Annotated in this window: 24 protein-coding genes; all 24 read left to right on the top strand. The window is 36.9% G+C overall.

Going from position 1 to position 19,160, the window contains the following annotated elements:
• Nucleotides 1-293: 293 nt before the first annotated feature.
• Nucleotides 294-974 carry a Crp/Fnr family transcriptional regulator gene (locus tag NBX25_RS08330; protein WP_041461447.1) on the top strand — a complete coding sequence of 227 codons (681 nt, stop codon included), beginning with the start codon at nucleotides 294-296 and terminating at the stop codon, nucleotides 972-974.
• 278 nt (nucleotides 975-1,252) lie between these two features.
• The gene (locus tag NBX25_RS08325; protein ID WP_029292686.1) at nucleotides 1,253-2,308 is read left to right on the top strand and encodes a hypothetical protein; all 1,056 of its coding nucleotides are present in this window, start codon (nucleotides 1,253-1,255) and stop codon (nucleotides 2,306-2,308) included.
• A gap of 13 nt (nucleotides 2,309-2,321) precedes the next feature.
• Nucleotides 2,322-4,553 (top strand): molybdopterin oxidoreductase family protein, encoded by a 2,232-nt coding sequence (locus NBX25_RS08320; RefSeq protein ID WP_002978623.1) that lies wholly within the window; start codon nucleotides 2,322-2,324, stop codon nucleotides 4,551-4,553.
• Between the two features lie 13 nt (nucleotides 4,554-4,566).
• A complete protein-coding gene (locus NBX25_RS08315) occupies nucleotides 4,567-5,142 on the top strand; it encodes a 4Fe-4S dicluster domain-containing protein (protein WP_002978625.1) in 576 nt (191 codons plus the stop codon).
• Between the two features lie 10 nt (nucleotides 5,143-5,152).
• Entirely contained in the window at nucleotides 5,153-5,680 is a 528-nt protein-coding gene (locus NBX25_RS08310; RefSeq protein WP_002978627.1) for a QcrA and Rieske domain-containing protein, read from the top strand.
• Nucleotides 5,681-5,846: 166 nt separating this feature from the next.
• Entirely contained in the window at nucleotides 5,847-6,131 is a 285-nt protein-coding gene (locus tag NBX25_RS08305; protein WP_002978629.1) for a DUF6755 family protein, read from the top strand.
• A complete protein-coding gene (moaA, locus tag NBX25_RS08300; RefSeq protein ID WP_041461448.1) occupies nucleotides 6,115-7,113 on the top strand; it encodes a GTP 3',8-cyclase MoaA in 999 nt (332 codons plus the stop codon). The genes NBX25_RS08305 and moaA overlap by 17 nt, the downstream gene beginning before the upstream one ends.
• Before the next feature lie 70 nt (nucleotides 7,114-7,183).
• Nucleotides 7,184-7,792 carry a molybdopterin-dependent oxidoreductase gene (locus tag NBX25_RS08295; RefSeq protein ID WP_002978633.1) on the top strand — a complete coding sequence of 203 codons (609 nt, stop codon included), beginning with the start codon at nucleotides 7,184-7,186 and terminating at the stop codon, nucleotides 7,790-7,792.
• Between the two features lie 71 nt (nucleotides 7,793-7,863).
• A complete protein-coding gene (locus NBX25_RS08290; RefSeq protein ID WP_002978635.1) occupies nucleotides 7,864-9,060 on the top strand; it encodes a molybdopterin molybdotransferase MoeA in 1,197 nt (398 codons plus the stop codon).
• Nucleotides 9,048-9,182: a hypothetical protein gene (locus tag NBX25_RS24675; RefSeq protein WP_002978637.1), complete on the top strand. Its 135-nt coding sequence runs from the start codon at nucleotides 9,048-9,050 to the stop codon at nucleotides 9,180-9,182. The genes NBX25_RS08290 and NBX25_RS24675 overlap by 13 nt, the downstream gene beginning before the upstream one ends.
• A gap of 222 nt (nucleotides 9,183-9,404) precedes the next feature.
• Complete coding sequence (locus NBX25_RS08285; RefSeq protein ID WP_002978641.1) at nucleotides 9,405-9,968, top strand: molybdenum cofactor guanylyltransferase; 564 nt, start codon at nucleotides 9,405-9,407, stop codon at nucleotides 9,966-9,968.
• Nucleotides 9,969-9,970: 2 nt separating this feature from the next.
• Nucleotides 9,971-10,456 carry a Plug domain-containing protein gene (locus NBX25_RS08280; RefSeq protein WP_002978642.1) on the top strand — a complete coding sequence of 162 codons (486 nt, stop codon included), beginning with the start codon at nucleotides 9,971-9,973 and terminating at the stop codon, nucleotides 10,454-10,456.
• On the top strand, nucleotides 10,413-10,835 hold the full coding sequence (locus tag NBX25_RS08275; protein WP_164465341.1) for a TonB-dependent receptor: 423 nt from the start codon (nucleotides 10,413-10,415) through the stop codon (nucleotides 10,833-10,835). Before NBX25_RS08280 ends, NBX25_RS08275 begins: the two co-directional genes overlap by 44 nt.
• A gap of 11 nt (nucleotides 10,836-10,846) precedes the next feature.
• Nucleotides 10,847-11,080, top strand: a complete 234-nt coding sequence (locus tag NBX25_RS08270; protein ID WP_002978646.1) for a MoaD/ThiS family protein — start codon at nucleotides 10,847-10,849, stop codon at nucleotides 11,078-11,080.
• Between the two features lie 12 nt (nucleotides 11,081-11,092).
• A complete protein-coding gene (locus NBX25_RS08265; RefSeq protein ID WP_002978648.1) occupies nucleotides 11,093-12,178 on the top strand; it encodes a HesA/MoeB/ThiF family protein in 1,086 nt (361 codons plus the stop codon).
• A complete protein-coding gene (locus NBX25_RS08260; protein WP_002978650.1) occupies nucleotides 12,175-12,615 on the top strand; it encodes a molybdenum cofactor biosynthesis protein MoaE in 441 nt (146 codons plus the stop codon). The genes NBX25_RS08265 and NBX25_RS08260 overlap by 4 nt, the downstream gene beginning before the upstream one ends.
• Nucleotides 12,616-12,619: 4 nt before the next feature.
• Nucleotides 12,620-13,525, top strand: coding sequence for a bifunctional molybdenum cofactor biosynthesis protein MoaC/MoaB (gene moaCB, locus NBX25_RS08255; protein ID WP_002978652.1), 906 nt, complete (start codon nucleotides 12,620-12,622; stop codon nucleotides 13,523-13,525).
• 168 nt (nucleotides 13,526-13,693) lie between these two features.
• Nucleotides 13,694-14,650 carry a DUF438 domain-containing protein gene (locus NBX25_RS08250; RefSeq protein WP_002978654.1) on the top strand — a complete coding sequence of 319 codons (957 nt, stop codon included), beginning with the start codon at nucleotides 13,694-13,696 and terminating at the stop codon, nucleotides 14,648-14,650.
• 78 nt (nucleotides 14,651-14,728) lie between these two features.
• The gene (locus tag NBX25_RS08245) at nucleotides 14,729-15,160 is read left to right on the top strand and encodes an RrF2 family transcriptional regulator (protein ID WP_002978656.1); all 432 of its coding nucleotides are present in this window, start codon (nucleotides 14,729-14,731) and stop codon (nucleotides 15,158-15,160) included.
• A gap of 83 nt (nucleotides 15,161-15,243) precedes the next feature.
• Nucleotides 15,244-16,281 (top strand): copper-containing nitrite reductase, encoded by a 1,038-nt coding sequence (gene nirK / locus NBX25_RS08240; protein WP_002978658.1) that lies wholly within the window; start codon nucleotides 15,244-15,246, stop codon nucleotides 16,279-16,281.
• A 41-nt stretch (nucleotides 16,282-16,322) separates the two neighbouring features.
• Nucleotides 16,323-17,159, top strand: a complete 837-nt coding sequence (locus NBX25_RS08235) for a formylglycine-generating enzyme family protein (protein ID WP_002978660.1) — start codon at nucleotides 16,323-16,325, stop codon at nucleotides 17,157-17,159.
• Nucleotides 17,160-17,164: 5 nt separating this feature from the next.
• The gene (locus NBX25_RS08230) at nucleotides 17,165-17,728 is read left to right on the top strand and encodes an SCO family protein (RefSeq protein ID WP_002978662.1); all 564 of its coding nucleotides are present in this window, start codon (nucleotides 17,165-17,167) and stop codon (nucleotides 17,726-17,728) included.
• A 19-nt stretch (nucleotides 17,729-17,747) separates the two neighbouring features.
• Nucleotides 17,748-18,173 (top strand): c-type cytochrome, encoded by a 426-nt coding sequence (locus NBX25_RS08225; protein WP_002978663.1) that lies wholly within the window; start codon nucleotides 17,748-17,750, stop codon nucleotides 18,171-18,173.
• Between the two features lie 251 nt (nucleotides 18,174-18,424).
• Nucleotides 18,425-19,150: an iron-sulfur cluster repair di-iron protein gene (gene ric / locus NBX25_RS08220; RefSeq protein ID WP_002978664.1), complete on the top strand. Its 726-nt coding sequence runs from the start codon at nucleotides 18,425-18,427 to the stop codon at nucleotides 19,148-19,150.
• Nucleotides 19,151-19,160: the final 10 nt, after the last annotated feature.

The raw sequence follows: 19,160 nt of genomic DNA, 5'->3' as shown, positions 1-19,160 counted from the left end.
AAATTTCGTTTAAAAGTCGCTTTGTACACGGGTTTGAATGAAAAACAAATCCAAAGAAAATACCCTGAATCATTAAATATTCTAGATTTCATTAAAACTGGAAAATGGATTTCAAGTTTAGGTGGACTCGATAAGTTAAAAACGAATCAAATATTAAAAGATTTAAGATCTGGAGAAATATTAAACAAATATTTTCTTCACTAATCTTTTAAGCCAAGACGCATTTTAATGTGTTTATTTGTTATTCAAAGTGTATTCATCTACATTTGCAGTACATCCTTCAGTTTTCAACTATGAATAAAAAATTAAGTGAATGTAGTCATACGTGTTTTATGTGTCAAAACATAACGCAGGATTGGTGGCAGATGATTGACCTAAAAAGGTTTTTGATCAAGGTTAAAAAGGGGCAAAAATTCATAGAGGAAGGGAATGAGATGTCAGGAGTTTACTTTATACAGGATGGTTTTGTAAAAGTTCATAAGCATTGGGAAGAGCGTGAAATGATTGTGAGATTTGGTAAAAAAGGCGATATAGTCGGACACCGCGGAATTTCGACGGCTAATTTACTTTCTCCAATTTCTGCCACGGCAATGATAGATTCTGTTCTCTGCTTTGTAGAACTGGATTTTTTTAAAACCTTGTTGAAAACCAATAATACTTTTGCTTATGAATTGATGATGTTTTACGCAGAGGAACTGCACTGGTCTGAACAAAAGATGGCAAGTTTATTTCAGTTGTCTGTAAAGAAACGTTTTATCATTAACCTTTTATATCTTATTGATCATTTAGGACTTGATAAAGACAATGTTTTAAAAGCTGAACTAACCAAGACAGATTTGGCGGCATATATAGGAACAACCTATGAAACTATGCACCGGGTAATTTCAGAAATGGTAAACGAAAATATCCTCATATTTTCAGGAAAACGAATAAAGATTGCAGACTTAGAGAAATTGAAGTTAGATTTTGTTTAACTTTTATATTATCATCATTTAACACCTTTTTTGAGGTGTTTTTTTTATAGGAACTAGATTAAAAGGGAAATTTCAACTCATTTTTAAAATATGATGTAAATCATATTAAATACAAGTTATTGTTAATCAATTAGGTATTTTATATTATTTACATCATTTATTTTGAATGATTTTAAATAAGACATCTGTATCTTATTTAAAAATTGGTTATTGTATCTTTGTTTAAGAAAAAAAAGTGGTTCTTGATTGTAAGTGAGTTATCATTTAAAACTTTGCACATGTTCAGTATTTTTACAAATATAAATAAGAAAGCATTTTTCAATGCTATTATTGCAACGTTCGTTGTAATTGCTATCACAGTGATAGGCTCTCTGAATTTACAGAATTTTGACGCAGCCTTGATCATATACTTTTTCGGAACAATAAGTATGACCTTTGGCGTAGTTTACCATCATTCTGTTTGGAAGCAGCGTCCGGCTACACAAAAGTATTGGAAACGCACCTGGGAATTTATCTTCAGTAAAGATTATCCAATCTATATGAAAGAGGTGATTCGTCTTTCTGTACGCAACATTCTCTTTCAAAGGTTTATTATGCCAAGAGGAAGAATGCGATGGCTAGGTCACTTTCTTTTAGCAACGGGATGTTTAATTTCTTTCGGAGTTACTTTCGGGCTCACCTTTGGCTGGATGCACTTTACGTTAAAAGCTGGAACAACGGATATGTATGAAACCCATATGATGGGGATTACAGTAATGACTTTTCCACTTAATACTGTGATGGCACTTATCCTTTTCCATATTTTGGTTTGGACTGCTATTATGGTGATAATAGGTTGCTTAATTATGATGCACAGAAGATTTGTAGACGAGGGATTAATCGCAACACAATGGTTCGAAAGAGATTGGCTTCCATTGATTTTACTCGTTGCAGTTTCCGTCACTGGTTTGGGAATTTGGTTTGATTACTCTTATCTCGAAGGAAAAATGAGCCAGTTTATGGCAATCACACACGCAATTACGGTTGCAATGTTTCTGATGTGGATTCCGTTCGGGAAGTTTTTTCACATTTTTCAAAGACCGGCACAAGTTGGTGCAAATATCTATAAAATAGAAGGAAAGCGCCGTGGAATGCAAACTTGTCCACACACAGGCGACGAATACACAACTTCAATGCACATCGAAGATTTAAAAGAAATAACCCAGGAAATGGGATTCGATTTAGAAAATGAAGAGGGGAAAAGTTATTTAGATTTCAGCCCGGAAGGAAAACGGGCAATGCTTGCAAAAGCACATCTAAAAGCACGACAAGAATCTGGAACTTATTTTGGTTAAAATTTAAAATAAAATGGCAAAATTACCTGTAACAGCCGACGAAATCATCAATGTTTTCGGACCGCACAAACATTATCCAAACAAAGGTACAGTGAGGTCTAATCCTCAAAATCCTGATGCTTTGGTAAAAACGCATTGCTGTTTTTGTGGTTTGCAATGTGGCATTCAATTAAAAGTAAAAGACAAAAAAGTCGTAGGTTTTGAACCTTGGAACGATTTCCCTTTTAATGAGGGTAGACTTTGTCCAAAAGGTGTTCAGCGCTATATGCAGGATAATCATCCGGACCGTTTGCTTTCGCCATACAAAAGAGTAGAAGGTAAAGGTTTTGTGCCGATAGAATGGGATGAAGCGTACGATGTTGTGATTAATGAAATTAAAAGAATACAGGAAAAATACGGAAAAAATTCTTTCGCAATGTTGTCCGGCGTTTCTCTTACCAATGAGAAAAGTTATATGATCGGGAAATTTGCCCGAGTTGCTTTGAAAACCGCAAACCTCGATTACAACGGTCGTCTTTGTATGGTGAGTGCAGGTGCAGGAAACAAAAAAGCCTTTGGAATGGACAGGTCTTCCAACAGTTGGGCAGATTTGGCGCACGCAGAAGTCATCATCATTACCGGAGCAAATGTGAGCGAATGTTTCCCAGTTTTAACCCATAAAATCTGGGAAGCTCGTGATAACGGAGCCAAATTGATTGTCATCGACCCACGTCAGATTCCGATTGCCAGAACTGCCGATATTCATCTGCCATTGAGACCCGGAACCGATTCTGCATTGACGAATACAATGTTGAAAGTTTTAATTGATAATAATTGGCTGGATAACGATTTTATTCATAATTACACTTCAGGATTTGAAGAAACTGCCGAAGCTGTAAAAGATTGCACTTTGGAATGGGGAGAAGAAGTAACCGGAATTCCGAAAGAATTAATTTATAAAGCCGCAGAAATGTGGGGTAAAGCCAAAACAAGTTTTCTGATGCACGCTCGTGGAATCGAACATCATTCTAAAGGCGTTCAAAATGTTTCAAGCTGTATCAATTTAGTTTTAGCAACCGGTAGAATCGGGAAACCTTATTGCGGTTACGGGACGATTACAGGGCAAGGGAACGGACAAGGCGGTCGTGAACACGGTCACAAATGCGACCAACTTCCAGGAAACAGAGACATCGAAAATCCCGAACATCGAAAATTTGTTGCCAATGTCTGGGGAATCAAAGAAGAAGATATGCCCGGAAAAGGTTTAAGTGCTTATGAAATTATTGAAGCTATCAACCGAGGCGAGATTAAAGGTTTACTTTCAATTTGTTTTAATCCTTTGGTTTCTTTGCCAAATAACAGTAACGTTCGTGCAGCATTAGAAAAATTAGAGTTTTACGCCGGAATTGATTTCTTTTTATCAGAAACTTTGCGCCACGCCAACATTATTCTCGCTGGTTCATTGCAGGAAGAGGAAGAAGGAACAACAACTTCTGCAGAAGGTCGCGTTATCAGAATCCGTGCAGTAGTTGATCCACCCGGAAAAGCAAAACGGGACAGCGAAATTTTAATGGAACTCGCCAGAAGATTAGGCGAAGGAGATAAATTTAATTATAAAAACAGCGAAGAAACTTTTAATGAATTAAGAGTTGCATCCAGGGGAAGCGCCGCAGATTATTACGGAATTACTTACGAAAGAGTAGAAAAAAATCTCGGAATTTTCTGGCCTTGTCCTACCGAAGATCATCCCGGAACACCGAGACTTTGGGAAGACAAGGTTTTCAATACCAATGATAAAAAAGCGCATTTCAACCCAACGCCTTATAAAAAACCAACCGAAGAACCAGACGAAGATTATCCGATTGTGTTGACAACGGGTAGAGTTGTAAGCCAATATTTAAGCGGTTCTCAGACAAGAAGAATTGGGAAATTAGTTGATTTGTATCCCGAACCATTATTGGAAATCCATCCAAAACTGGCAGCGAAATATGGCATCGAAGAAAATGATTTAATTAAAGTTTCTACAAGACGAGGAAGCGCATTATTTCCTGCAAATGTGGTGGAGACCATCAGACAAGACACTGTTTTCATTCCTTATCATTGGGGCGGAGTCAATTCTGCAAACCAATTAACGGTCGATGCTTTGGACCCGGTTTCAAAAATTCCCGAGTTTAAAGTTTGTGCCTGCAAAGTGGAAAAAACAGGACGAAAAAAAGGTGAAAATTCAAAAGAATTTGCCAACCAAAGTAGAGATATTCAATATTAAATTTTAAAAAATTATGGCGGAGCAATTTGAAAAATTTAATGATATGGAGTTTTTCGTGGATATGCAGCGATGCATCGGCTGTCACTCGTGCGAGATGGCTTGTGCGGAGTGTGAAACCAACGGAGAAACCTCGATGATTCATATTCATTATGTTGACAGAGCAGAGACGATTCAGACCACAGTTCAGGTTTGTATGCACTGCGAAGACCCGATTTGCGCAAACGTTTGTCCGGCAGACGCAATCACAAAAGACGAATATGGAATCGTACACACGGCAGATACTTCCAAATGCATCGGTTGTGCCAATTGTGTCATCGGTTGTCCGTTCGGAGTTCCACAGATTCCGGACCAAAGCGCAATGCTGATGATGAAATGCAACATGTGCTACGACAGAACAAGTACTGGACTCAAGCCAATGTGTGCAACAGTTTGTCCGAGTGGCGCATTAACCTTTGATACCAGAGAAAATGTTGCGAAGAAAAGACCAAACAGTTCGCCAGTCAACCGCTTTATTTTCGGGAAAGAAGTCGTGAATACCAAAGTGAATATAATGATGCCGAAAGGCAGCGAAGAATTAAAAGTTTTTTAATCATAGTACTATGTCAGAAGATAATAAAAAAATCCCCGCCTGGAAAGCCGATTTCCCCATCAAAAAACGAGAGGCAGCTTACGTTTCCCGCAAAGAATTCATCAAACTCATTACCTTTTTTTCTGGGACTTTAGCATTAGCAAATGTGGCGATTCCGGTGTTTAATTATTTCAAAAAAGAAGAAAAACTCGGCGAATATTTCGTGGGATTGACCACCGACCTTAATATTGGAGGAATGCGGACTTTCTACATCAACGAAGATCACAGAAATCCTTACATGCTTATCAGATTAGCCGAAGACAAATGGAAGGTTTTCGAGCAAAAATGCACGCATCTTTCGTGTTCCGTTCTATACAATCACGATGAAAAAGTAATAGAATGTCCTTGTCATCACGGTTTTTTCAATCCCGACGATGGTTCTGTCATTCAAGGCCCGCCACCAAGACCTCTTCCACAATTAACGGTTGTCATCAAAGATGATAAAATTTTCGTGACAGATTTCATCAAAGAAGCCAAGGAAACGCACGGTCACGGATAGAACGATGATTATTTAGGCAACAATTTCCGTATTTCACTCCCAGACCTACGAAAGTGGTTCGAGGAAGTCAATCTTTTTTGCATAGGCTTTTCTCAACGAAAAAAGGATTACCGTTAAGCCGGGTTGCAACAATTCGACGGTTCAAAATAAATTAAAAAATAACAAAATGTCAATACGAAAGAAACCCATCAAAAAAGTAACATTCCGCGTCAACGAGATGTTGGTTGCCATCATCAGCATTTACATCTTGTTGGTCAGTATGCAGATGTGGCTTTTGTTCGGAACCATTAACAAAGCTTTAGACAAAGAACATATCGATTTTGCTTGGTATTCCGCAATCGGTTCTGTTGTTATATTTCTGTGTACTATTTTCTTTTTGAGATATGTACCCGATATTCCGACTGGACAAATCAAAAATTCAGAAGCTGAAAACGATGACAAAGCCTACTGATTTACTCGATTCCTTCGGACGAAAACATGATTATCTCCGACTCTCGATTACCGATAGTTGCAATTTCCGATGTCTGTATTGTATGCCCGATGAACCGTTCAAAAGCACACCATCCATCGAGTTGATGAACAGTCAGGAAATTTTCGAAATTTCTAAAATTTTTGTACAACAATTTAATATCAATAAGATCAGAATTACAGGTGGTGAACCTTTGGTAAGAAATGATTTTGAGACCATTATTAAACAACTTTCTACATTGGGAGCGAATATTGGGATTACAACCAATGGTGTGCTGCTTCATAAATATTTTGATTTGCTTGCTGAATGTAACATCAAAAATCTCAATATCAGTATCGATTCGCTCGACCGGGAAAAGTTTAAATATATTACAAAAAGAGATCTTTTTCAAACGGTTTGGGACAATATTAAAGAAAGCATAAAACGTGGGTTCAATGTAAAACTAAATGTTGTTGTAATGCGAGGTTTTAATGAAGACGAAATCCCAGAATTTATCGCACTTTCTCATCATTATCCGATTGAGTTGAGGTTTATAGAATTTATGCCTTTCACAGGGAATTCTTGGGAGAAAAATAAAGTCATTCCGATTTCCGAAATGCTCACTTTGGTTTCAGAACATTTCACTTTCGAAAAGGTGGAAGACCATAAAAATGATACGTCAAGAAAATACAGAATTGATGCAGAAAGTAAGGGCGTTTTTGGTTTGATTTCCACAATGAGCAACTCATTTTGTGCTGGTTGTAACCGAATCCGCATCACATCCGACGGAAAAATGAAAAATTGTCTTTTCGGCGCAGATGAATTTGATTTGTTAAAATCTTTCAGAAATAATGAAAGTTTAACTGAACTGATCAAATTGGGAATCATCAAAAAACATAAAGAAAAAGGCGGACAATTCTCCGAAATGGAAAATGTAAACAACCAAAAAATCATCAACAGAAGTATGATAAAAATTGGCGGATAAAAATTTTGCCAACCGATAGGATAAAAAAAACATAACGATAAGATTTCAGACAATTCGTAAATAATTACCAATGAAAATATTATCCAATTTGATTACGATTGTGATGATTGCAGTCACAATGGTACAATGCAAAAAATCTGAAGCAACCAATCCAGCGACGGATAATTCTGCAAAAACTTCTCAAAAACATTCTGAAGAAAAAGAAAACCACAAACACGACGAGAAAGATGATTTAAAATATGTGAGTAAAGAAATAAAAGTAACAGGGGATGTCGTAACACCATTGACTTTAACGGTCGATTCTTTGAAAAAAATGAAAGTCGTAGAACTCAACGATTTCAAAATTGTTTGCCAGACAGGATTGACCAAAGATAGCGTAGAATCTACAAAAGGAGTTTTGCTAACCGACATTTTGGAAAAAGCAAAAATCGCACAACAAGAGCATAAAGACCGCAATTTCTACATCGTTGCAAGAGCTTCAGACGATTACAAAGCCACCTTTTCCTGGGCAGAATTATTCAACAATCCGACTGGCGAAAAAGTATTCGTATTGTTTGAGCAAAACGGAAAACCGCTGAAAGAAAAAGGAGAAATGATTTTAGTAAGTATGACTGATACGAAAACCGGTTCGCGCCACGTAAAATGGCTGAAAAGCATCGAAGTAACCCGAGTGAAATAAGTCGAAATTGTGTAAGAAATTACCTTAAAGACTTCCATCTTCCATCATCAAACATTCAACATTCATCAAAAATGAACCATTTCATCTCCGTTTCTGAAGCTAAAAAAATAATCGAAACACAAATTTTTCGTACAGAAAAAGTGACGCTCTCAATTTTAGAAGCACAAGGTTCTTACACCTCAGAACCGATTTTTGCAACATTAGATGTTCCGTCTTTCGACAATTCTGCGATGGATGGTTATGGATTTCGATTTGATGATTTGGCAGATTTTTCAGAATTAAATGTCACTGAAATTATTCCAGCTGGGATTTCAAAAATCGATTTTGTTTTGAATAGAGGAGAAGCCGTGCGCATTTTTACGGGAGCAAAAATTCCTGATGGTGTCGATACCGTGATTATGCAGGAAAAAACGACCAGAATTGTCGACCGAATTCAATTTAATGATGATGAAATTTCAAAAGGTGAAAATATTCGTTTGAAAGGTTCTCAAACCAAAGTCGGAACAAAAATAATTGAAGAAAATACGTTGGTCAATCACGCAGTCATCGGGTTTTTGGCAGGATTTGGAATTGAGAAAATAGGAGTTTACAAAAAATTAAATATAGGACTTTTGTATACCGGAAATGAGTTAGTAGAAATAGGAAAACCACTTCTGGATGGCGAAATTTACAATTCTAATACGTACACACTTCAATCAGCTTTATCTGAAATCAATCATCAGTTTTCGTTCGTCTATCACGTAGGAGATACTGAAGAAGCAACTTTTTCTGCTATAAAAAATGGCTTAGAAACGGTGGATATTTTATTAATTACCGGTGGGATTTCTGTCGGAGATTATGATTATGTGAAACCGGCTTTGGAAAAAATAGGTGTTTCAGAATTATTTTATAAAATAAGACAGAAACCCGGAAAACCTTTGTACTTCGGAAAACTTGAAGAGAAATTTGTTTTTGCGTTGCCCGGAAATCCCGCTTCTGTTTTCTCCTGCTATCATCAATATGTGAAGCCGTTTTTGCTCGGTTGTTTTGGACGAAAAGAGTTTGATGAAGAACAAGATTTTGCCATTTCGGAATCTTTTGCAAAGAAGAAAAACAAGGATCAAACCCAGTTTCTGAAAGCATTTTACACAAAAGGAAAAGTGCTCATTCTCAACGCACAGGAATCTTATAAAATGGATTCTGTAGCACAAGCCAACTGTTTGGTGGAGTTTCCCGACGGCGCAACTGAAATCAACATCGGAGAAAAAGTCAAAATATGGAAAGTCTGAAAATCAAAGGCAGAATCTGGATTGAAACCGAATCCGGACTGAATATCGGCATCGGAAGAGCCCGACTTTTAGAACAAATTGACGAGTTGGGTTCTATCACAGAAGCCTCAAAAATTTTGTAAATTCCGTATCGAAAGGCGTGGGGAATTGTGCGGGACATCAACGCCAATTCGTCCAAAGAAATCGTCATCAAAGAAGCGGGTGGGAAATCCGGTGGAAAAAGTTCACTCACAGATTACGGAAAAAAAATTGTGGAAAAATTCAAAACAGCCGAGGAATATTTTATGAAATTTTCTGAAGATGAGATTTTTTGATGTTTAAAAATTTTAAATAAAATCAAAAAAATGAAAGCCATCATTATAGCAGGAGGCAAAAGCTCCAGAATGGGACAAGATAAAGCCTCGATGATTTTGGGCAGAAAAACCTTGATACAGCACATTATCGATAATTTGTCTTTTGTTTTTGATGAGATTTTTATTTCAGGAAATCATTCAAATTATCCAATTTCGAAGGGCATTATTAAAGATGTTACAACACAAAAAGGTCCGATGGGTGGAATTCGCTCCGCCTTAGAATTTTGCCAGGAAGATATTTTTGTTTGCAGTTGCGATATGCCCTTCGTTTCTTCGGATTTGATTGAAAATATTCTTCAAAAAAAAGTAGAATACAGAATTAATGTCGTGCGTTTTGGCGAAAAAATATATCCGGTTTTGGGCATTTATCCTTTTTCTATTCTGAATGATTTAAAGAAAACCATCGACAACGGAAACCTCAGAATGACGAGCTTTCTGGAACAACAAAACGCTCATTACATAGATTTCGAAGACAGTTTTGAGCATCAACTTTTAAATATAAATACGCCCGAAAACTTCCGGAATGCAGAAATTATATTCAACAAAAATTTATAGCAATGAATAAGAATTATGCAGTGGCAGGAGCAATTCTGCTATCATTGAACGTGTTCGCACAGGAAAAAACAAAGGTAGATTCTGTAAAGAATTATTACGAAATCCAGGAAGTGAATATCTTTGGAAAAGAGAAAAATGAAGGCCCAATTCATAAGATTGATACGCAGTTGATTCAGGATTTTAATAAAACGAATGTTGTAGATGCGGTCAATCTTTTACCCGGAGTAAGCATTACGCAAATGGATGCAAGAAACGAGGGAAGTATTTTGGTTAGGGGATTCAACTCGCTAAGAACGCCTGTTTTTTTTGATGGCATTCCTATTTACACGCCTTATGATGGCAATTTTGATTTGAGCCGTTTTACGACTTTTGACATTAACAGTATTTCTGTGGAAAAAAGGTTTGGTTTGCGTGCAATACGGATCAAATACGATGGGTGGAGCTGTGAACATAGTATCCAGAAAACCTATCAAAGCTTTGGATATTGATGGTCAATCGGGCGTTGGTTTTGCAGACGGAACGGGTGTGAATTCTTATTTTACGGCGCTCAACATCGGAACCAGACAAGATAAATTTTACATAATGGGTTCTGCTTCTTTATTGAAAGTTGATAATTATCTGATTTCAAGAAAATTTGACAGAACACAGTTGCAACCATCATTAGAAAGAGTGAATTCTGAATCTATGGATGTGAGATTGAGTGCAAAATTCGGATACACGCTTAATGCAAAATTATCGGTAAATATTGTCAAAGAAGTCAACTTCGATTTTGGTGTTAGAAATTTATTCGATCGAAATTATTACCTTTCTTATGGCTATCCAAAAGAGGGCAGAAACTTCATTACAGCAGTGAATTATCATTTTTAAATTTAATTAAAATGAAACTAAAAATATTTGGAAAACTTACGGAGATCTTTAATACCGATGAATATAATTTTTCTTTGGAAAACAATATATCCATCGCTGAGCTGAAATTGATGCTTGATAAAGAATTTCCAAGATTAAAAGAAACTACTTTTTTGGTTGCTGTTGACGGATTAAAAGCAGATAATAACCAACTGATATCTGATACATCTGAAATCGCATTATTACCGCCGTATTCAGGTGGTTAAAATTTAATTAAAATGAATATAAAAAGATATAACAGACAGATCATACTTCCGGGTTTCGGAATTTCTACACAGGAAAAACTTTCAAGATCTTCGGTTTTGGTGGTCGGAGCGGGTGGCCTGGGATGTCCTGTGATGCAGATTTTGGTATCTACGGGAGTAGGAGTGGTTGGAGTAGCGGATTTTGACACCATAGAATTTGAGAATCTTCATCGTCAGTATTTATATAGTGAACAGGATGTAGGAGTGCCTAAGGTTATTGCTGCTGTAGAACATTTAAGTAAAATCAACTCTGAGATCGATATTATAGCATTTCAGGAAATGATAACAAATAAAAATGTTTTGTCGATCATCCATAATTTTGATGTAGTGGTAGACTGTACAGATAATTTTGCCACAAGGTATTTATTGAACGACGCCTGCTATCTGATGAAAAAACCTTTGGTCTATGCATCTCTTTTTCGAGATGAAGGTCAGGTTTCGGTCTTCAATGTGGAGAAGGAAGATCAAATGACCAATTATAGAGATTTATTTCCGGTTCCGCCCAATCAGAGTGAAGTTCCAAATTGTAATGAAGCGGGAGTTTTGCCTACGCATTCGGCTGTTATCGGAACTTTTCAGGCGAATGAAGTCATCAAGTTATTAAGCGGTTCAGCCGAGACTTTGATTCATCAGTTACTGATTTTTAATACCAAAAATTATCAATCAATGAAAATTAAATTTAATGAAAATCAAGAAAAAGCGGGACCAAAAACCATCGAAGAATTTCAAAATTTTGATTATGAAGAATTCTGTAGTCTTAATAAAAATGATGAAATAAATTCATTTTCAGAACTTCAATCGTTTTTAAATCATGACAAAAGCATTTTGATCGATGTAAGAGAAGAGGACGAACAGCCTAAAATTTCAGCAATGAAGATTTTAGAACTTCCATTTGGCACACTTGAAGAAAATTTGGAAAGATTGAATGGCTATACATCGATCTGTTTTGTATGTGTTTCAGGAATCAGGAGTCAGAAAGCGGTAAAACTTTTAAAAAGTCATTTTCCGGATAAAGAAATAAAACATTTTAAATCAGGCATAAAATCAATTTTACAATGAAAAAAATCAAAGATATTTTTATCGAAGGTCCTATCAATCCAATATTCGTTGCTGAAAGCATTACCAAGCATACGGTCAAAACCACGATTGGCGGACACAGTATTTTTCTTGGTCAGATCCGCGAAGATATGATTGACAAGAAAAAAGTTCAAGCAATACATTTTACAGCTTACAAAGAAATGGCTCTTGAAAAGGCACATGAGATCCGTGAAGAGATTATTGCAAAATATGGGTTAACCTGTGCACATATTTACCATTCGTTGGGGGAAATCAAGGTGGGTGAAATCTGCCTCTTCGTTTTCACTTCAGCTGCGCATCGTAAGGAAGCCATCAACGCCTGTGATGAAATGGTTGATAGGATTAAGAAAGAAGTTCCTTTATGGGGCAAAGAAATACTGGAAGATAACTCTCACACTTGGAAAGAAAATAAGCAATAAGTATATGGTTAATATTACTCATAAAAATAATACCCTCAGAAAAGCTATGGCTGAGGCTGTCCTGAGCGTTAGTTCACAAGAAACGATTGATGCGATTGTCAACAATTCTGTTCCGAAGGGCAATGTTTTTGAGATGTCAAAAACGGCGGGATTATTTGCTGCCAAAAAAACCAGTGATGTTATTCCTGATTGTCATCCTATTCCGATAGAATATACTTCCATACAATTTGAGATCAGAGATTTGGAAATTTATATCACATCTGAAATTCATACAATTTATAAAACCGGGGTAGAAGTCGAGGCGATGCATTCAGCTTCTGTTGTGGCACTCACAATGTATGATATGCTGAAACCGATTGATAAAAATATAGAAATCAGAAATATCAGACTGATCGAGAAAAAAGGTGGTAAATCAGACCTCAAGGATTCTGGAGTGGGAATTAACGCTTCCGTAATAGTTTGTTCAGACAGTATTTTTGCAGGGAAAAAAGAAGATAAAGCAGGAAAGGCGATTATTTCAGCATTGGAGAAAAACCTCGTGAGTATTGATGATTATATCATTATTCCTGACGAGATTGTGGAAATTCAAAGCAAAATAAACTTTTACGTCCAAAACGGAATTTCCCTTGTAATGATCACTGGAGGAACAGGACTTTCGAAAAGAGATGTAACACCGGAAGCAGTTCGTCCGCTTTTAGAAAGAGAAATTCCCGGAGTTGCAGAAGCCATTAGAAATTACGGACAATTACGAACTCCTTATTCAATGCTTTCCAGAAGTATTGCCGGAATGATTGGTGAGACATTGGTCATTGCACTTCCTGGTTCTACAAAAGGAGCGGAGGAGTCAATGGATGCGATATTTCCTGGAATTTTACATATCTATAAAATAATAAATGGAGGCAAGCATTAAATCAAATGACATAAATCAGAATAATAAAAGACAAAACACTCTTTTATTTGAAATTCTAATCTTAAATTTGTCGTAATTCTATTATTAAAGAACAAAACGCCTAGTTAGAAAAGTTTTTTTATTTTTAAATAGAAGATAAAAAGATATTAATATTTTATTAAAAAATAAATGGATAAAAATCAATTTAAATCAGGACATCCTGTTCAAACTTATTTGATCGAAGAAGAAATAATTATTTCTTTGTTAGAAGAACTGAACAATACAAATGCAAACGAAGAATTTCAGAAGTTTTACAATCTTTTCAATCAACTGGCAACCGTTGAAAGACGATTTGAAAGAAAAGAAAATCAACTGTTTCCGTTTTTAGAGCAGAAAGGATGGACAGGGCCTTCCAGAAATATGTGGTCTTTCCACGATACAATAAGGGAAATTTTCAGGATCATCAGAAAAAATATCGATGAAAAAGATCTGGATTCTGCGATGGAAAATACAGAGTATGCAGGACAGAATTTGAGGAATCTAATAGCGGTTGAGAAAACAGTTTTGTTTCCTAACGCTTTGGATATTCTTACAGAGGATGAATGGATCAAAATGCGTGAAGGAGAAGATGAGATCGGCTGGATGCTTAGCAAGCCTCCCGCAAAATATCCTGAAGACAATCAATATGTACATCCATCAGAAGATACAGTCGTAAGAACCGATGTCGTTTTTGATGAAAATGCATCACATTTCGACGAAGGATATATGACAATTGAACAAGTGAATCTATTATTTAGAACTTTACCTTTAGATTTGACCTATGTCGATGAAAATGACAGAGTGATCTTCTATAATCGAGGAGAAGAACGTGTTTTCCCCAGAAGTGCGGGGATCATCGGAAGGGAGGTAAAATTCTGCCATCCTCCAAAAAGTGTTGATACAGTATTGAAAATAGTAGAGGCATTTCGGAAAGGAGAACAAAATGAAGCATCATTTTGGTTTAACTATAAAGAGAAGTTGATTTATGTTCGATATTTTGCTGTTCGGGATGCTCAGAAAAATTACCGGGGTGTAATTGAAATGTCTCAGGATATTTCTGAAACGAAAAAAATAGAAGGCGAAAGGAGACTGTTGGAATGGGAATGATAAATATCAATTAAATAAAATACTAATTTGTCTTTTATTTGTCTTAATATTTTTATCTTTGTTTTATAAAAATAACAAATGTTTTCTAAAACCTGTGAATACGCCATACGAGCCTTGATCTTTATTGCGCAGAAATCGAAAGATGGAAGTCGGATAGGCATCAAAGATATTTCATCGGGTATAGATTCTCCGGAATATTTCATTGCAAAAATACTTCAGGATCTCAGTAGAAAAGGTTTTGTGCAATCGGCAAAAGGACCCAACGGTGGTTTCTATATGGATGATGCCAATCTTGAACAGTCTGTAGCTGATATTGTGAGAGAAATAGATGGTGACAAACTATTTTCGGGTTGCGGTCTTGGTCTTAAAGAATGTTCGGAAGATCACCCTTGTCCTATCCATAATGATTTTAAACACATACGACAGGAAATAAAAACAATGTTGGAAGAATCTAGAATTCAACTTTTTGTAGAAAATCTGGATTTAAAACTGACATTCCTAAAACAATAAAAAAAATTATTACAATAAAATACTAAAAGGTGTTTTTATCTTTTTAATTTATTGGTACTAAATGTTACTCAAATATTTCAGTTATGAAAAAGACATTCATCATCGCAACAGTTTTATCAGCTTTCATCAGTCTGAATTCCTGTAAACAAAACAATTCTACAAGCTCTGAAAATAATTCAGATACAGAAAAAATTAAAACAGACGGTTCCGTAGAACAGCAAAAATCTGTAGCACCGCCCAACGTGCCGGCTCCCGTTGGAGATCGTGTAGCAAAGAAAGTTGTCGTTCGTCTGGAAACTATCGAGAAGACCGGCGAATTGGCAGACGGTACGCAATATAATTTCTGGACTTTCAACGGAACGGTTCCGGGAAGTTTTATCCGTGCAAGGGTAGGCGATGAAATCGAACTTCACTTAAAAAATAATGAAAACAATACATTCCCTCACAACATCGACCTCCACGCTGTTAATGGTCCCGGTGGCGGTGCAGAAGCCACTTTCGTAGCGCCGGGAACGGAAAAAGTTTTCAATTTTAAAGCACTGAATCCCGGACTTTATGTTTACCATTGTGCCACAGCTCCTGTAGGAATGCACATTGCCAACGGAATGTACGGTCTCATCCTTATCGAACCGGAAGGCGGACTGCCAAAAGTGGACAAAGAATACTACATTATGCAGGGCGATTTCTACACCAAAGGGAAATTTGGTGACAAAGGTCTTCAGGAATTCGATATGGATAAAGCCATTTCAGAACATCCGGAATATGTTGTATTTAACGGAAAAACCGGAGCTCTTTTGGGCGATGGCGAATTGCAGGCAAAAGTAGGTGAAACTGTACGTTTTTTCGTAGGAAACGGTGGTCCGAACCTTACGTCTTCTTTCCACGTGATCGGGGAAATCTTCGACAGAGTGTATATGGAAGGCGGCAGCAAAATCAATGAAAATGTACAGACCACGGTTATTCCTCCTGGTGGAGCGTCTATTGTAGAGTTCAAAGCAACCGTTCCCGGTGAATATGTGATTGTTGACCACGCAATTTTCAGAGCTTTCAACAAAGGAGCTTTAGGCAAAATTAAAGTTACAGGACCGGATAATCCTGCAGTTTATAAAAAGAATCCATAATTTTTTTTCTTGTTTCATTGAGGTTTAGCAAATACAAAGCAATGAGAGTTTTTATCATCATTTGTGCAGTCATCCTGAATTTGGGTTTAGCTTCCTGTTCACAAACTCCCAAAAGTCATCAGAGTACGTCTATAGCAGATCATCAGTTAGAATTCATTTCCAGTTCAAAAAAAATGATGAAAATAGACAGCGGATCGTACAGAGCTTTTATCGGAAAAGATTCTAACAATATTATTAAAGTAAAATCTTTTTATATTGATAACAGCCCGGTGACCAATGCAGAATATCTCACATTTCTGAAAGCTAATCCTCAATGGACCAGAAGCAAAGTGCTTCGGTTATACGCAGACAGCACTTACCTCAAACATTGGAAAGGCGATTATCAGCTTCCGGAAAAAATAAATCCCGACGCTCCCGTAACCAATGTTTCCTGGTTTGCCGCAGAAGCGTATGCCAAAAGTGTGGGCAAAAGGCTTCCAACAATAGAAGAATGGGAATATGTAGGACTTGCAGACCGCAGTTCTAAAAATGCTTCTGATAAACCTCATTTTACAGATTTTATACTTAGAGAATACCAACAGCGGAAAAGCAATATGAATAAAGTTGTAAGACAAGGTGAACCCAATTTTTACGGCGTTTACGATATGTACGGAATGGTTTGGGAATGGACGTACGATTTCAACTCGGTGATGATGAGCGGAGAATCCAGAAAAGACAATACCACCAACGAGTCTTTGTTTTGTGCCGGTGGCGCCATTACCGCTTCGGATCTTAGAAATTATGCTGCCTTTGTGCGTTATGCACTTCGCGGAAGTATCAAAGCTAACAACTGTCTCAACAATCTCGGTTTCCGATGTGCAAGAGATTTTAAAAATTAAAAAAAATGAAAAACTTACTTTATATTTTGTTGGCAATGGCAAGTTTGTCCTGCAGCAAAAAAAACGAAGAAATAAGTCCGGATTCCATTTATAATGTCAGTTCCAAATGGGAGAAACAGGACGGTAAAACCATTACGTTTTCTGATATGAAAGGGAAAGTTCTGGTTACTGCAATGATTTTTACATCGTGTAAAACCGCTTGCCCGAGACTCACTGCCGAGATGAGAACCATCTCCCAAAAAGTAGGAAAAACCAATCCGGAAGACATCCAGTATGTTTTGATTTCCATTGATCCGAAAAACGATACACCGCAGGTAATGAAAGCTTATCTGGATACCAATAAATTCGATGAAAAACAATGGACATTTATCCGCAGCAATGAAGATGATACGCGGGAACTCGCCAACGTAATGGCTGTTAAATACAAAGAAATCTCCCCGATAGAGTTTTCCCACTCCAATATCATCAGTGTCTATTCCAAAAAAGGAACTTTAGCTTATCAAAAAGAAGGTTTGGACTCCGGCGATGATGACCTTGTAAAAGAAATTAAAAAACAAATAGAATTATAATCCATAAAAATCTTTAGTAATGAAAAACTTATTTTTTACAGCAATTTTGCTCTCTCTTACCATCACTTCTTGCTCAGAAAAAAAAGAACAAGTAGCAGAACAGCAGCCCACAACAGAATCCAATACAATGATGGAGGAACCAAAACCTGCAGCATCTGCTGATACTGCTTCAACAACAGCCGCAGCAAAGCCCGAAGACGAAGGCAAAGCTCTTGTAGAAGGCGCAGACTGCCTGTCTTGTCACAAGGTAGATTCTAAATTGGTGGGACCGGCTTATCAGGACGTAGCAGCAAAATATACCGAAGCCGATATCGACCATCTTGCACAAAAAGTGATTGATGGCGGAAAAGGTGTTTGGGGCGATATCCCGATGACACCGCACGCCGGACTCAGCAAAGAGAACGCTCAGAAAATGGTAAAATATATCCTTTCACTTAAAAAATAGATTAACAACTTATTCAATACTATTTTGTCATTCCGTAGGAATCTCAATTTACTGATGAGGAATTAAGGACTTATTCTGAATGGATTCCTTCGGAATGACAAATAATAGGCTTGAACAAACTAAAAAGCAGAGTTGTTTATAGTAAAATAGGAGATTTATTGATAATGAACTATATCCAATCAGAAAACTAAAAACCAGAAAATCAAAATAAAAAAATTTTAAAATAATAAAAGATAAAAAAGTATTTAATTATGAATATCAAGACAGATTTTATAGGAGAGATTGTAGCTGAAGATTTCAGAACGGCAGCTATTTTCAAAAAAAATGGTATCGATTTTTGCTGCAAAGGCGGAAGAACCATAGAGGTTGCCTGCGAAAACAAAATGCTGGATGCCAATTCAATTTATGCAGAGATTGAAAATCTTCCTCAGGATAATGGTGGCTCCATCGATTTTAAAAGCTGGCCACTGGACTTGCTGGCAGATTATGTAGAGAAAATCCATCACCGCTACGTGTATGAAAAAACGCCTATTTTACAGGCTTTCTTAGACAAACTTTGTAAAGTGCACGGCGGTCGTCATCCGGAATTATTCGAAATTAAAGAATTGTTTGATGCTTCTGCACAGGATCTGGGCGCACATCTGAAAAAAGAGGAACTGATGCTTTTCCCATTCATCAAAAATATGGTGAAAGCCAAGATTGATGGCAGTGCTATTCCGCAGCCGCCTTTCGGAACAGTAGAAAATCCGGTAAATATGATGAAGCACGAACATACCGTGGAAGGGGAACGCCTACGACAAATTGCAGAACTCACAAACGAATATACGCCGCCAGCCGATGCCTGCAACACCTACAAAGTGACATTTGCAATGCTTCAGGATTTCGAGAACGATTTACACCAACATATCCATCTGGAAAATAATATCCTTTTCCCAAAATCTATCGAGTTGGAGAAAGAGTTTTCAGTGGAACATTAAGCATCAAAAC

The organism is Chryseobacterium sp. Marseille-Q3244 (assembly GCF_940807095.1).
Classification (GTDB): domain Bacteria; phylum Bacteroidota; class Bacteroidia; order Flavobacteriales; family Weeksellaceae; genus Chryseobacterium.
Note: the sequence above shows the minus strand (reverse complement) of the source record. Positions and strands in the feature narration are given on the sequence as shown.

Bases quoted from the DNA above. Each gene is read 5' to 3' on its own strand.
- NBX25_RS08310 (WP_002978627.1), top strand. From the start codon at position 5,153: ATGTCAGAAGATAATAAAAAAATCCCCGCCTGGAAAGCCGATTTCCCC.
- NBX25_RS08230 (WP_002978662.1), top strand. From the start codon at position 17,165: ATGAAAAACTTACTTTATATTTTGTTGGCAATGGCAAGTTTGTCCTGC.
- NBX25_RS08285 (WP_002978641.1), top strand. From the start codon at position 9,405: ATGAAAGCCATCATTATAGCAGGAGGCAAAAGCTCCAGAATGGGACAA.
- NBX25_RS08250 (WP_002978654.1), top strand. From the start codon at position 13,694: ATGGATAAAAATCAATTTAAATCAGGACATCCTGTTCAAACTTATTTG.
- ric (WP_002978664.1), top strand. From the start codon at position 18,425: ATGAATATCAAGACAGATTTTATAGGAGAGATTGTAGCTGAAGATTTC.
- NBX25_RS24675 (WP_002978637.1), top strand. From the start codon at position 9,048: ATGGAAAGTCTGAAAATCAAAGGCAGAATCTGGATTGAAACCGAATCC.
- NBX25_RS08320 (WP_002978623.1), top strand. From the start codon at position 2,322: ATGGCAAAATTACCTGTAACAGCCGACGAAATCATCAATGTTTTCGGA.
- NBX25_RS08260 (WP_002978650.1), top strand. From the start codon at position 12,175: ATGAAAAAAATCAAAGATATTTTTATCGAAGGTCCTATCAATCCAATA.
- NBX25_RS08315 (WP_002978625.1), top strand. From the start codon at position 4,567: ATGGCGGAGCAATTTGAAAAATTTAATGATATGGAGTTTTTCGTGGAT.
- moaCB (WP_002978652.1), top strand. From the start codon at position 12,620: ATGGTTAATATTACTCATAAAAATAATACCCTCAGAAAAGCTATGGCT.
- moaA (WP_041461448.1), top strand. From the start codon at position 6,115: ATGACAAAGCCTACTGATTTACTCGATTCCTTCGGACGAAAACATGAT.
- nirK (WP_002978658.1), top strand. From the start codon at position 15,244: ATGAAAAAGACATTCATCATCGCAACAGTTTTATCAGCTTTCATCAGT.
- NBX25_RS08305 (WP_002978629.1), top strand. From the start codon at position 5,847: ATGTCAATACGAAAGAAACCCATCAAAAAAGTAACATTCCGCGTCAAC.
- NBX25_RS08235 (WP_002978660.1), top strand. From the start codon at position 16,323: ATGAGAGTTTTTATCATCATTTGTGCAGTCATCCTGAATTTGGGTTTA.
- NBX25_RS08265 (WP_002978648.1), top strand. From the start codon at position 11,093: ATGAATATAAAAAGATATAACAGACAGATCATACTTCCGGGTTTCGGA.
- NBX25_RS08270 (WP_002978646.1), top strand. From the start codon at position 10,847: ATGAAACTAAAAATATTTGGAAAACTTACGGAGATCTTTAATACCGAT.
- NBX25_RS08290 (WP_002978635.1), top strand. From the start codon at position 7,864: ATGAACCATTTCATCTCCGTTTCTGAAGCTAAAAAAATAATCGAAACA.
- NBX25_RS08295 (WP_002978633.1), top strand. From the start codon at position 7,184: ATGAAAATATTATCCAATTTGATTACGATTGTGATGATTGCAGTCACA.
- NBX25_RS08225 (WP_002978663.1), top strand. From the start codon at position 17,748: ATGAAAAACTTATTTTTTACAGCAATTTTGCTCTCTCTTACCATCACT.
- NBX25_RS08280 (WP_002978642.1), top strand. From the start codon at position 9,971: ATGAATAAGAATTATGCAGTGGCAGGAGCAATTCTGCTATCATTGAAC.
- NBX25_RS08330 (WP_041461447.1), top strand. From the start codon at position 294: ATGAATAAAAAATTAAGTGAATGTAGTCATACGTGTTTTATGTGTCAA.
- NBX25_RS08325 (WP_029292686.1), top strand. From the start codon at position 1,253: ATGTTCAGTATTTTTACAAATATAAATAAGAAAGCATTTTTCAATGCT.
- NBX25_RS08245 (WP_002978656.1), top strand. From the start codon at position 14,729: ATGTTTTCTAAAACCTGTGAATACGCCATACGAGCCTTGATCTTTATT.